Origin of the sequence: Bradyrhizobium sp. STM 3561 (assembly GCF_045571455.1) — a bacterium.
Lineage (GTDB): Bacteria > Pseudomonadota > Alphaproteobacteria > Rhizobiales > Xanthobacteraceae > Bradyrhizobium > Bradyrhizobium vignae.
This window is the reverse complement of sequence record NZ_CP120695.1, coordinates 8,062,207-8,075,193: the sequence shown is the minus strand read 5'-3', so window position 1 is coordinate 8,075,193 and position 12,987 is coordinate 8,062,207. Positions and strand designations below refer to the sequence as shown.

The 12,987-nt window shown below is 58.3% G+C and carries 8 protein-coding genes; 2 read left to right on the top strand and 6 right to left on the bottom strand.

The genetic code is table 11. The features are described 5' to 3' along the window. Nucleotides 1-421: 421 nt before the first annotated feature. Nucleotides 422-724, bottom strand: coding sequence for a hypothetical protein (locus P6U28_RS38200; RefSeq protein ID WP_407120947.1), 303 nt, complete (start codon nucleotides 722-724; stop codon nucleotides 422-424). 860 nt (nucleotides 725-1,584) lie between these two features. Next, complete coding sequence (locus P6U28_RS38195) at nucleotides 1,585-2,160, bottom strand: hypothetical protein (RefSeq protein WP_407120945.1); 576 nt, start codon at nucleotides 2,158-2,160, stop codon at nucleotides 1,585-1,587. 1,305 nt (nucleotides 2,161-3,465) lie between these two features. On the opposite strand from P6U28_RS38195, the gene P6U28_RS38190 reads away from it, so the two are divergent. Further along, complete coding sequence (locus P6U28_RS38190) at nucleotides 3,466-3,792, top strand: hypothetical protein (protein WP_407120943.1); 327 nt, start codon at nucleotides 3,466-3,468, stop codon at nucleotides 3,790-3,792. 7 nt (nucleotides 3,793-3,799) lie between these two features. Further along, complete coding sequence (locus tag P6U28_RS38185) at nucleotides 3,800-5,116, top strand: MFS transporter (protein WP_407120941.1); 1,317 nt, start codon at nucleotides 3,800-3,802, stop codon at nucleotides 5,114-5,116. Between the two features lie 1,896 nt (nucleotides 5,117-7,012). On the opposite strand, the gene P6U28_RS38180 is transcribed toward P6U28_RS38185, so the two are convergent. From P6U28_RS38180 to P6U28_RS38165, 4 genes are all read right to left on the bottom strand, one after another. Further along, a complete protein-coding gene (locus P6U28_RS38180) occupies nucleotides 7,013-9,256 on the bottom strand; it encodes a hypothetical protein (RefSeq protein WP_407123157.1) in 2,244 nt (747 codons plus the stop codon). A 590-nt stretch (nucleotides 9,257-9,846) separates the two neighbouring features. Next, nucleotides 9,847-10,200, bottom strand: a complete 354-nt coding sequence (locus tag P6U28_RS38175) for a hypothetical protein (protein WP_407120939.1) — start codon at nucleotides 10,198-10,200, stop codon at nucleotides 9,847-9,849. 283 nt (nucleotides 10,201-10,483) lie between these two features. Next, nucleotides 10,484-11,725: a cytochrome P450 gene (locus P6U28_RS38170; RefSeq protein WP_407123156.1), complete on the bottom strand. Its 1,242-nt coding sequence runs from the start codon at nucleotides 11,723-11,725 to the stop codon at nucleotides 10,484-10,486. A 329-nt stretch (nucleotides 11,726-12,054) separates the two neighbouring features. Beyond that, nucleotides 12,055-12,936: a pantoate--beta-alanine ligase gene (locus P6U28_RS38165; RefSeq protein WP_407120937.1), complete on the bottom strand. Its 882-nt coding sequence runs from the start codon at nucleotides 12,934-12,936 to the stop codon at nucleotides 12,055-12,057. Nucleotides 12,937-12,987 lie beyond the last annotated feature (51 nt).

Below are 12,987 nucleotides of genomic sequence, written 5' to 3'. Positions count from 1 at the left end.
TTCCACCCCATGCAAGTGTCAACTTTTGAACGTCGGTCTCAAACCTGACAACCGCTTCTTAGCAAGAGCGGCATGTTGCGCAGCGGCCGCCTTGCTCTTCGTCGCAGTACGTAAATCCTCGACGATCGCTTGCGCCACCGTTCGGCCACTCACAACTCGGCTATGGGCAGCATCATCCGTCGACAGTTTCGACGTTAAGTGTGAAGTGCGAGCACAAGTCCGATCTTCGCGCCCTGCTGATCGCGTTGGCCGGCACCATCAGTGCACCGCGCAGGCCCCCGGTACTCGATGTGATTTGCGGCCTGTTGGCCGGGAGAGACTTGAAGCGATTGCCGTTGGGCAAGGCTTTTGTCCGCCAGCCAAACGCGTAACCTGCGGCAGGTTCGGTGGCCGAGCCGGCATGCGCTCGATGCCACTATTTCTAGATTCCGCAGCGGGATCTCTCCTGAGCAATTGTGACCGCGGCGAGCCCCAACATCACGTCGCGGGTGACTCCGAAATGGAGACGATAGAGCCACCAAATTGCGCAGCACCGATCGAGATCGTACATGGCGAACGCGCGCCTGATTGCTACGACCATCCGCGCCATCGGCTTCTTTCCTCGTATCATCTGGAAACCTCGACGTCTCGGGCCAAGCGTTCTCCATGTCGTGTTTTGATCGGCGATGGTTCGCTGTGAGCATGCATCCGCAATGGATTGGCAGCTAAGATTGATGTTCGTCATGCGCTCTTCTCCGCGTCGAAGCTGGCTGCACACGACCATGTGCTTACGATCTACCCTGACCCTACGTTGGAGGTACTGCTTGCAAAACGCCCAGATCTGGTAGGGCCCAATTGACAGTCCGATAAATACGCTGGCGCAGTCCCACTGCTACGCAGAGCGACTGCGCCACTTGCGACGGTCGGTTGCGGCTACGCGACCTTTGCTGCCACTTCCTTAAGAATACCTCCGCCAAGACTATGTAGGCTCGCACCGGCAAAGACTAGGCCGCTTCCGAGTGCCCACTACGGCCGCCGATTTCGCTGCCCAATTTGCGCGAACCCAGTCGACATCGAGCGCTGGTTTGGCGGCCAAGCCCCCTCTGAGGCGCTGGCAAGTCTCCGCGTAGCTGAACAACACCTCGGACAGTTCGGGCGGCCACAGCACACTGTCGTGCAGAGCTTGTTGGGATCGCTCAGACGCAAAGCAGCCGAGACGATCATCCCGCGCACGGCTAAAGCTGCGAGCGCTGGCCGCGTGTAATGGGCATTCCACGATGTCCTCCAGTCCTCCGATCCTACGTGCTATGGTGCAACCTCGGACTGGCGGACAGCCGGAGCTACATCGGTCAAGCGAAAGTAACATCCTCAGGGGAGGCAATGCGGAGGTAATATTGCAGCCCGCATGACGGGTCTGGCGTCACCAAGACCGAAATGGCCAGGATGACCGTGCATCTGGTGGGTTGGCAGCGGGTCCGATGATGCGTACCCGCTGGCGGCGCGAGCAATCCACTGCTAAGCGGTGAATTGTCTATCCAGGTAAGGACAACCGAAGTGACCGCAGGGCGCCAGTCCGGCGCGATCCGCTTCACCCCGCCTTGCGTCTCATACCCGCGTAAGCCTGACGAACCCTCCTTCAGCTAATTCGGCTTTGTAGGCCCGTCCGTTAAGCTGGATTGTTGTGGGGTTATTAGCGGTCGGCATGAAACCTTCTTCGCGCAGCTTGTCCATCAGGGCAGGTGTGGCCCATTGCTGCGCTAGCGGCGTTCCGAAGCGCCGGTGCTCCGTGAAGAATGCTCCGAAGTCCGGCACCCCCGCCCGGCCGGCCCCAACCAGTTGGTCCTCCGCAGGGTTATGAACAAGAAGAACACGATTGGACCCATCCAAACCGGCCGTGTAGCGGTGACCTCGGATTTCATAGGTCATCGTCGGCTGGTCCGAGTCCGGCAAGAGACCCTGGTGGAACAGCCTCTCGACCATGAAGTCAGGCGCGATTTGCGAACCGTGTGAAAATCTCTGGGGAGCGGCGAATGAGACATCTACCGCTTCCTCACGTGCGGCAGATGATGATGGTCCCGCTTCATTCATGAACTGACTGAACAGATCATGATCTTCCTGTGTCCAGACGTGCGCCGTTGGTGATTCTGGTGGACGGGAATGGCCGATCCGGTTCGGATCCATAAAGCTCTCCTTTCTGTTATGAGAACAAGGCCTCTTGAAGATCTCCCCAGGGAATGAGCTGAAGCTCGTCACGAATTCAGATATGGGCGGCTTCGTCATCGAGAGGCCAAGTTCGAATGTTAAGGAGGTTGGCTTTCGAGAAGCTGACAAAGATCGAACAAAGGGAGGCAAACCCGCGACCGCATCTGTCACGTCGGATACGATCATCTCCGAGCCAAATCTCATTCCGCCTGATCTCCCGGTCGGCGGCGCAGGTCTGCGTCGTCCATGGCATCGCATTCACCTGGCCGTAAAGCTGGTTAGAAGGGCCAGGCCATGTGTACCGCGGCCAGACACAGTCTTGCACCGAACATCTACATTTCGATCTCTGCTCTCGACCAGTCGTCCTGGCTCACACTTCGAGCCTATACTCTGGCCGCTAACCGTAGCCGCGCCAGCGAGAACAGACGAGAGCGCGACCTACGTGAGAGCAGGCAACCGCGGAGGGAACTGGGATCCCGGGACTGCGGATGCCACTGCGGTAATGGGCACTCCGCGACGTCCCCAGTGTCTCCGATCCTGCGCGCCATGACGCAATCTCGGACTGACGCCGGAGCTAGATCGGTCAAGCGGAATGTTACATCCTCAGGTGAGGCAATACGAACGGCCAACTTTGTCCCGGACGTTATTGTCGCTCAGCGTCATGCAGATGGCGCTCGTGTCACGGTGCGCTTACAGGGAGCGGACATTTCAGTGGCAACTTCGGCATCCCGTGTACGAATTGCGACGATTTTCTTTATTCAGGACACGAGTGAATTCTCATTCCAACGCTCCGCTGGCGAGGAAATGTAGGCCGCATTGGTGCTCGCCCGTCCGGGCACACTAACGCTAGCTCCTACGTGTCGCGTCACTGATTTGCGTTACCAGCTCCCCGAGCGGCTGACCAAGATGTACGACCCTGACACTTTGGCAGCGCTGACCGAACGACTTGAGATCGCATCGTCGGCCTCCGGGCCGAATAAGCCGCTCTTGTCCCCCGTCCCGGTGACGCCCTCGTGCCGGAGATAGCCGAGATACACGTCGAGCGGCGCCGAACGCACGGACGAAGATGGTCCGGGTCTTGATTGTCGGCAGATGCGAGCGGCCCCTGAGCAGACTGAGTCGCCCGCTGGCGACCCGGCGGCGGCCGTAGGTGGAGCATCTATAAATGGCGATCTTGCAGGCGCGTGGGACCGGCGCAGGCGCCCTGAGTGGGGGCAAGCGCCTGGCGCTGAAGGCCGTGGCCCACTTCTCCTTAAGGTGTGGACGCAACCAGGTGACGCTGAAATGGCTCAAGTCGTGGTCAATCGTGTTCGGCGGACGCCAATTTGTCGCAAACTCGCGACAGCCGCGCAATATCTGCGGCGCCCGACAGCAGCAGCAGGTCCGCATATTTGTCCTTGCTGGCAGGCCAACCATCAGATCAAGGGCTATATGGTTGGCGCAGAGACCGGCATTTTTATTGCAGATGTTACGGTCAGCTTCGTCGTGACTCGCTTCAGCCAACATGTTGACTGGCGCAATGGCCTTCAGGGACGAGTTCGGCGCGTGGAATGCAACAGTTGCGACCTACCTGTCCAAAATGTTTGGGTCAGGGAGCGCGCTTCAGATTAGGTCGAGGATGTCGAGCCAATCTACTCGAGAGAGGCTGGAGCCGGTCCTCGATCCCGCAGACGAACGCCTGACGAGCCGCGCTGTGCTGGGCGCAACCATCGGCAATATTCTCGAATTCTACGATTTCGGGACCTACAGCTTTTTCGCGATACAGATCGGCCAAGCGTTCTTCCCGGCAACCGACCCGTTCGCCAGCCTCATGCTGTCACTCGCAACCTTCGGTGCAGGTTTCGTGACCAGACCGATCGGCGCGATCGTACTCGGCTCGTATTCGGATCGGGTCGGCCGACGACCCGCGATGACCGCTAGCTTTACCATGATGAGCGCGGCGGTCCTATTGTTAGCTATGATGCCATCGTACGAGGCAATAGGACTTGCCGCTCCGTCACTGGTCGTCTTCGCACGCTTGCTGCAAGGCTTTGCCCTCGGAGGTGAAGTGGGGCCGACGACCGCCTACTTGATGGAAGCCGCCCCCGCTGACGCCCGCGGTCTTACTGTCTCCTTTCAGCCCGCGAGCCAACAGATAGCTGCGACGGCTGGAGCGTTGGTTGGAGAAATACTTTCGTTCACCATGACGAGCGAAGCTCTCAATGCGTACGGATGGCGGATCGCGTTGTTGCTCGGCGCCGCTACGTTGCCGTTTGGACTTTGGTTGCGGAGCGCTCTGCCTGAAACTTTGCACCGGCCCGAGGCGCACGTTCTGGTCACCCAGCCTTGGGGCCAACCACGTGCCGATCGCCGCATCATGAGCTTGGGATTTGTGATCCTGGCCAGCTGCACGATCACTACTTATGTTACGGGATATATGACGACCTACGCGATCAACACTCTTCACGTTTCCGCGCCGCTTGCCTTTGGTACTACGCTCATCAGCAATGCGGTGGGAATTGCTGCAGCACTGCTGGGCGGCCTGCTCGCCGACCGCGCAGGCCGTCGCCGCACCATGATATGGCCGCAGGTTACTGCATTGCTGATGACCTATCCCGTATTCTTGTGGATTGCAGAGAGTCGCAGTGCGTTCGCACTTCTAGGAGGTCTCGGCGCCCTCACCCTGACCGGAACGATTCCGTATAGCGCCTTCTACGTAAGCATGGCCGAAGGTTTGCCCAGGAACCTTCGTGGTGGCGCCCTCGCGACGATTTACGCTTTAGCGATAGCGATTTTCGGAGGCACAGCTCAACCAATCGTCACTTGGCTGATCCACCTGACCGGGAGCGCACTCGTGCCCGCATGGTACATGCTTTTCGCGAGCGCGGCCGGGCTCCTTGCCATGCTCATGATGCCGCAGACGGCGCCACTCAATTTTACACCCAACCATAAATGATCCTTCCTGACGCCACGACGGCTACCCTAGGCATAGCGGGAAGAATGGACATCCATGACGTCCGAAATTCGAATCATCGGAAAGGACTATCGGTGCAGCATGGAAGAGCAACAGATACTGATGATTGATTAGTTTTGGATCGAGCAGGGGCTCGCAGCGGAACACAGCGTGGCGCTCTCAACGGCTTCTCCCGTCTACCCAACCTTCGCTGATGCGGCGGTTGCGCGTTAGCTACCGACTGGCTGAAAGTGAGCAATCGCTTTGAATAAGGTGGCGCCGCCTGCACCATCTGCCAGTGTAACTGTACGGCGGAGGGCGCGGCCGCTGTTTGAGCAAGCGGCCGCACGAGGATCGATCCTCATTCTCTGCTTGAGTTGTTTTCCGTTCTCAGTGTCGCACGCACGAGGGATCGGCCAAACAAAAAAACAGATCGCAGATACCATCCAGCGGGTCGTCCGCGCACTGAGGATACGAAGTATCGGCTACATGCACCCTGGCGGCCACCGGTTGCGCGGAAACTGTTGCAGCAAAAGGAGGCACCGCCGCCGTTGCGAGCGCGAGGGCGCTCGCCGTCACTAACACAGACTTTTTCATGCGAGAAATCGCTTCCCTAGGTTGGCCCCAACCCTCCTCGGGTCTATATGAGGACGCTGCAAGCGGTAAAATTGATTTTCTTGATCAGATCTATCTAGGGAATGGATAAGTGCGGACATCACCGTAAGGCTCGATGTTAGCGCGCGCGGAACCTGCAATCTGCTTGATCGAACGCTGGAGGAGCCTCGGAGTAGTCGATGACGTCTGGGAGCACTCGAGTTAAGCTTGAATCCGACGGATCGTCCGAGCAAGGCGACAGTCGGCTTGCATGCTCCCGCACATGCGGCGCCGCAAGGGGAGAGCCGTTGACCCGCGAACGTGTTCCCGAAGATCATGCAGCAATTGAGGAGCGGCTCTCGAGGCGATGGAAGACGAGTTTCACGCTCGGCTGAATCAACGGCTCGCCAAAGCCAGTCCTGAGGGGCAATGCCGAGCGAACGGTCGGGGCTCAAATTGTCGACGAGCTCGCTCGCGAGATCAAAGGCGCGGCGATGCACCGGGCGCTTACGGCTCATGGCGTCGAGCTAAAAAAGACGGTCAGACCTATGTACGGGTTGCTATCGTGAGCTCGGTCTTAACTCAATGGATAGCCTCCGCCAAGCTGATCGGCTGGTGGAGGCTGCTCTTGGGCAATGCCGCCGTCGTGTGCTCGTGACGGCGGCTGAACACGCAGCGACATGACTGACCATACGCCCACATGTTGGGATTGTCGGACGGCTCGGCGCGACATCGCAGTTGAAGTGAAGCAGCTCCGACGCCACTTGGCTTGAGACGCTCGAGCAAGAACGACAGCCCCAGCATCTTGGGGGCCAAGGAGGCTTGATGCTGGGGCCGTCGTAGCCTTATGCAAGAGTAGCAAACAGGCCACGTTATTGTGCACCGCCCGATCCGATTCGTCAAAGCGGCCGTGATGCTCAGCTCCCGTGCCACCGAACCGTTCGCGATCCGTTGAAACTCCGCCGAAGGTTTGCGCGCCAGCTTGCCGCGGGCAAACAGGCGAAAGCACTGTTACATCCGAGCGGGTCGCCGCCGGCATCAGGTACATGTTTTCGGTCTGCAATGCTCAGCGGCCTAGCTTCTCGCCCGAGCGCCGATGTTTGCTACACCCCGGAATGGCAGCTTGCTCGTGGTCAATCCTCCGGAATGGCCCACTCGCTACCCCTCGCGTGAGGTGCATTCTTTCCGAGGCTCCATCTTTTTGTAAGATGGGCCCGAGATGGCTCGGCGCTGCTCAGGCAATCCACCGAGCCGATCCGAAGGCATGAAGGCTGCCACCGAACGGCTGCCCCCGAGACAACTCACTCACGAGATCCCCAGTCGAGCAATGTGCGCTGAAACGTGCCCGGGATCGGGAAGGGGCTGCCACGGCTGGCCAGCGGCGGTGCTCAACAAGGACCTACAGAACGCAGGCGTCAGTTTGCCCCGGTGGATCACGACGTTCTCGTGGCCCTCAGCGGCTCGCGCGTTCTGCCAATGCTGATTGTATCCGCGCTGTTCGTCGGACTTCACGTGGCATGCAGCGAATTCGCGATCGCTCAGCGTTGCCAATTGCCGGGCACGAACCGGCTGCTCGGTATGGATGTGCACCCACATCGGCCGTGGCATCGCGCCGCTGCGCAGCGCCTTCGGCTGCAGCTTGATCTCGAATAGCTTCCCTGGCTCTCCCTTCAAGGCGCGCGGCGGATCCACTGACTCCAGTTCCCCCGCCGCGCGTAACTGTTCGAGGTAGTTTTGCGATGGAAACGGGTAGGTCTTCATGCAATCGCTCGTGATCGCTGCCTTCTGCTCTTTCCATGATCTTGCCTGTCCCTGCAGCTCGGACAACATCCCGTTGAGCCGGACTATTTTGTCGTGCACCTCGGGAACTTGCGAAGGTGTGAGCAGGCCACGTCGGCGCGGCTCCTGCAGCGCGGTTACACAGCCATCAATTTCGTCGGCCTGCGTCCGCAAGCGCGTAATAACCCGATCCAAGACGTGTTCGGCGTCCTCAGGCTTCATCTGGCGCGCCTGCGAGACCGCTCTCTGCTGCGCCCGCAGGTCGAACTGCAGCAGCTTATCCAATCGCTCAAGTAATCCCGCCAGGGCTGCTTTGGACGGCGGCGCCTGCCACACCTGCAGATGCTCGGTTGCAGCGGATGAGGCGCGTGCTTCCTCCGTGGTCGCCAGCTTCTTGGTACCGAGATCTGAGCGCACGATAACCTTGCGCGTCGGAGCCGTAGCGGTATCGGGTCTGGCGAGTTGTGGCTCGGATGAGCTGACCGTTGAACTCCCCTCGCCTGCAGCCGCTGCGCGCCTATCTCTTGCTTTTCCTTTTCTGCGACCTGAATTGCCTTGGCTCACCCCGGCAGTATTTTCCGGCATCGCAGCCCAAGCCGGCGCTTCAATCGTGGCTGGCGTAGTTGGCTGCAATGCCAGCAGCCGCATGACCTCGTTCGCGGTCACCCACGCCCCTTCCACGATCTCGTCCAGCAACTGCAGGGGAACTTCAGCGCCCGTTCCGACCTGCCTCAGGCTGGCAACGATGCCGCTCAGCCCGGATGCAAATTCCGAAAGCCGCTCCATGACTCCTTCAAGAACGACGCGATGCTCCGCGTCGAGCACTGCTCCATCGCTGTATAGAACGGCCTGGCTCGTCGAGACGAATGCCGGAAAAACATCCTCGATAAAGGTTCCGAGCAGACGCACCCGCCCGCTCTCCTCCATGAGGGCCTCGCGCACGTCTGGGTCGAGCGTGCTCGTTCGGGAGTCAATCAAGAGCTCCGCGAGAGCGATCCGCGCTTGCAGATACATGCACTTTGTATTCAGAGCCCATCCGGTATGCAGTCTTAGTGCGGCCTCTTCGGCCTTGCGCATCTCGGGCGTGCTGCTTGGCAAGTTGGCAGTAGCCGCACAGACAGACTGCGTCCGCTCCGAGCGCAACACCTTTTTTCCCCACCATTCCATGCAGGCGGCATAGTGTTTCGCCACGCTTTTAAACGCGCCGATCACCTGGGCGGGCGTACCGCTGGCTCTGATCTTCGGGAGCCAGCCTAATGCTTCCTTTCTTTTGTCCTCCAGCTCGTAAATAATCCGGGTGGCCACTGCGTTACATTCTTCGGCCGCGTTCAGCGTGTCATCGCGGAGCCGGCGAGCCCGATCGTCGGGCAGGATGCGGCGCGCCAAATTGGCAGGCAAATCCGCGTAATACTCCAGAACTGTTGAGCCTGCTTTGACGACTTGATCGATCAGCTCTTGCGCTTGTTGGAAGGTCTGGGCGTGCGTGGCCGCTCGACGGCTAGCTTCAAGCTCCTCGAGCAGGCCGCCCATTTTTCGCCTTGCTGCCTTTATCTCGTCTCGGGTGGGCGCTGCCACCTCCGAACTTGAGTTGCCAAGCGCCGCGGTTCTGTCTTGAGGCCCAGAGCGCATCCGCTCGATGACGGCATCGAAAGATTGACTGAGTGCTCCCGGAAAAAGGCGGGGCTCCACGTTCGAACCGCTTACGTCTCCGGTGTTGCGCGCTCCTGCGGCCCCAGCTTCCGATGCGCCGGCGCGGCCAATGCTTGTCATGCTTCGTCTCCGATAAAAGTCGCGAATGTGCAGCCCGTCTGGATAGACCGCCTGACTGACGGCTAGCTGACCAAAAGCGTTCTTGCGGATGCACAAGAAAGCCGATGTCACCTGAAGTTCCATTTCCGTCGGAGCTCTAATGTCGCTGAAGAGAGCGATGCGGGTAACTGTGTCGCTGTAAGCAGCCGCGACGTAACCGCGGCTGAGTGCCCTCGCCTCGGACGCGATCCGGTACGAGTCTTGGCCGTCTGCCGGTGGCGTCGTCCACGCCGACTGAGTTAAGTCGTCCCCAACACTTGGGTAAGTAGCCGGGAGAACAGTCGGGCCTAATCGGCGAATTATGATCAAGCAGAAATGGCCAGCTTCTGGATTGGCAGACCTGACGCTCGCCACATGCGTCCTGCTAACGGTAAGGGGACTTTGACATAAGAGCTTAACAAGCTACGGCCCCTACACCGACGACGAGTTGCTGAAGGCTCGATCAGCATCGATATTTTTTCTCCTTGCGAATGGGCCGAACGACCTTCCGCAGATCCTCAGGCTGCATTTCGCAAAAGTGCGGCGCCCATCCGGGCCCGGTGAGATCACCTTCATAGAAATATCGCAGCGAGCACACCAAACCCGCCGAGAACCAGCCCAATCAGCGAACCGGCCGTCGGCACATCTCTGAAGAGCAGAAATGTGAGCATTGGCTCCACGATCAGGATAGCTCCGACCGATATCGCGACAATGATCCAGATATTCTGCAGATGCATGTAGCCCAGCGCGTATCCGAAAACGAGGAGGATGCCACCCAAGCATACCAGGAGAAACATCGGCCAAAGTATCGTCAGATCGCCACCGGTCTTTCCGAATTGCCTTGAGGCAATCAACTCGGCGCAAATCGAAAGCGCTTCTCCAAGGAAAATGGCCGCCATAGCCGCAATTTTCAACATCAAGGTCATCGGCCTCTGTGGTTCGGCTGCTCGAGGTGGCCCAAGAGACCTGCATCGGAGTAGCAGTTGAGTTCAATTTTCGGTATGTTAAACGCTTGCGAGTCGAGAGGCGCGCCTCACCTATCGCTTCTCGCAGGTCCTTCCAAGCGTCTGCCGGGCCGGTAATTGGCTTTCGACATGCAGCGTTGTTTCGCGTCGATCACCCAATCTGCCTTGCTTGCACAAACCAAAGATGGTTCAGGACAAGCCCGCTCCGCCGCCTGCCCTCTGCGTGAGCACAGCAAATCAGGGGCTAGGATGCAATCCGCACGGGAAGAGCGGAATAGCCGTGCACGAAGTTAGACGCAATCCGCTCGGGTTCGCCGACAACCTCGAACCACAATTCCGCAGACAAAATCTCTTCCCACAGGACTCTCAACTGCAGTTGCGCAAGATGTCGACCAAGACAGCGATGGATGCCGAACCCAAAAGAGAGATGCTGGCTCACATTTTTCCGATCGATCACGAAATTGTTGGCGTTCTCAATGATCTCCTCGTCCCTGTTACCGGAGATATACCACATGACGACCTTGTCGCCTTTCCTGATCTGTTTTCCACCTACGATGCTGTCGATCGTGGCTGTACGGCGCATATGTGCAATTGGCGTCTGGTAGGGAATAATCTCCGACACGGCGCTCGAGATCAGCTTGGGATTGTCAATTACCTTTCGCAATTCGGAGGGGTACTGATTCATGAACAGGAGGCCGCCGGTAATTGAGTTGCGCGTGGTGTCATTGCCCCCAACGATCAGCAAAATCAGATTTCCGAGAAACTCGTTCGGCTCCATCTGGCGTGTGAAAGGAGAATGCGCCATCAGGGAAATCAAGTCGAGGCGCGGCTCGGCTTTGATGCGCTCGTTCCAAAGCCCGTTGAAATAGTCCAGGCACTCGGATAAGATTGCGCTTCGCTTGTCCCAGCTGTCGATCGCATGGCCCGCTTTCGGAGCTGTAACAGCGACGTCTGACCAATAGGTCAGCAGTCGCCGATCCTCAAATGGAAAGTCAAACAGCGTGGCGAGCATTTGCGTCGTCAACTCTATGGACACCATGTCCACCCAGTTGAAGGTCTCATTGCGCGGCAAGCCCGCGAGAATCGCCCTGACCCTAGACCGGATCAAGCTTTCGAGCTTCGTCAACCTTTCCGGTCCGACGATCGGGCTCACGGTATTGCGCTGCTCGGCGTGCTTGGGAGGCCCCATCTTGATGAAACTCGGGGTCCAGTGCTCGCCTGGCACGTCGACAATAGTGACACCTTCTTCTGACGAGAACGCTTTGTGGTTTGTGTCGACGGCCACGATATCGCGGTATTTCGTTACGGACCAATATGGACCATAAGCGCTGTCTCGACAGTAGTGAACGGGATCTTGCTTTCGCAGCCGCTCAAAGCAAGCCCACATGCTGTCGTCTTGAAAGCGCTTGCCCTCGCTTACATCCAGCTTGCTCAGCGGGATAACACACGAATCCTCAGCCCCATAATCTTCCGATCGCCTTGTCATGATCATCCCTGCAGATTCTGCTCTCGAGAATTTACGGTGTGGCGCCATTCATCGTTTCGAGCTGCCGCTGCGCTTGGCTGCGACGGGCCGCTCGACCAGGCTACCTCACGGTGCAGCTGGCCTCGCCCTACCATGTCGGGCAGTCAGGATCGCATTGACTTTCCGACTCGATCTACTCAGGAATCAATGAGACCTATCAGCGCTGATTAGATGTGGATATGCACTGGAGGCAACATCAAGCCGAATGCACCTTCATAAGGTCGCCCGCGGCCCTCAGGTACCGCCGGAGCGGATCGCTTTCTCAAGGTCACGGATGAAAACTCGTCTGGCTAGGACGGTTCAGGCAGATCGATCCAGATATCCGAAGGACCCTTCACGAGAGTATCCCGATCTGGAACGTAGATACTGTCGAAGATCCTGAGACCATGAGCCGTTGCCGCTCCGAAAATTATAAAAGGGAGCTTGACTTGCTCCAGGTCTTCGAAATTGTCAGCATCGACGATCCGAACAAAATCGAGCTGAAAGTTTCGGAACTTGATCTGAGATGTGGCCGACGCGACCAGATCCTCGACCCTAGATACCCCTTGGGCGATCTCTTTCCTCGAATGGTCGAGTGCCCTAAAAAGGCACGACAGCTCATCAAGCTCGGAACGGCTAAATCGCCTTAAACGCGACGAAATGGGCACTCCGTTCTTGTATCTCACGGTCGGCACAAACCTTATCTCGCAATCCAGAACGAGGTCTGCGACGGCGCGCTTCACCAGGATCGCCTGACCGATATCTTTCAGGCCGAAGTAGCTGCGAGTTGGCCTCGCATAGCAGATCCAGCGGACTGCCCCGGTAACGGCTTCCTTCAAATAGGCCTCAGGCCCCCCTAGACGCAAATGACAGTCGCCTTGCGATACAAGGGTTCGATACCCAGGCGGGAACATTTCGGTGTCGTTGGAGGAAATCACGGCAGTTGCTCCCGAACGCAATGCAAGTCCAATATCCTCGTCCAAATTGAAATCGTAGCTCCCGCCTGGCCTAAGCTGGATCTTGTTCGGGTAGACTGTGACGATCGCGACGTCATTCTCCGATGCCGCCCTTCTGATCAGTTCTGCATGCCCAAGATGCAGGGCGCCGAGAGTATGTACTGTCCCGATAGTCTGCCCTGTCCTCGCCACCTCCCGGAGGAACGCTTTACCAGCGGAAAGACATGCAAAATGCATTTTCCTACTCCAGTCTCTTTGAACGCCAAAAGAGCGATCTGATCGGTCGGA

What these genes read in the sequence shown, in the direction of transcription:
- P6U28_RS38200 (WP_407120947.1), bottom strand. Translation starts at nt 724, where the DNA reads ATGACGAACATCAATCTTAGCTGCCAATCCATTGCGGATGCATGCTCA.
- P6U28_RS38195 (WP_407120945.1), bottom strand. Translation starts at nt 2,160, where the DNA reads ATGGATCCGAACCGGATCGGCCATTCCCGTCCACCAGAATCACCAACG.
- P6U28_RS38190 (WP_407120943.1), top strand. Translation starts at nt 3,466, where the DNA reads ATGGCTCAAGTCGTGGTCAATCGTGTTCGGCGGACGCCAATTTGTCGC.
- P6U28_RS38185 (WP_407120941.1), top strand. Translation starts at nt 3,800, where the DNA reads ATGTCGAGCCAATCTACTCGAGAGAGGCTGGAGCCGGTCCTCGATCCC.
- P6U28_RS38180 (WP_407123157.1), bottom strand. Translation starts at nt 9,256, where the DNA reads ATGACAAGCATTGGCCGCGCCGGCGCATCGGAAGCTGGGGCCGCAGGA.
- P6U28_RS38175 (WP_407120939.1), bottom strand. Translation starts at nt 10,200, where the DNA reads ATGACCTTGATGTTGAAAATTGCGGCTATGGCGGCCATTTTCCTTGGA.
- P6U28_RS38170 (WP_407123156.1), bottom strand. Translation starts at nt 11,725, where the DNA reads ATGACAAGGCGATCGGAAGATTATGGGGCTGAGGATTCGTGTGTTATC.
- P6U28_RS38165 (WP_407120937.1), bottom strand. Translation starts at nt 12,936, where the DNA reads ATGCATTTTGCATGTCTTTCCGCTGGTAAAGCGTTCCTCCGGGAGGTG.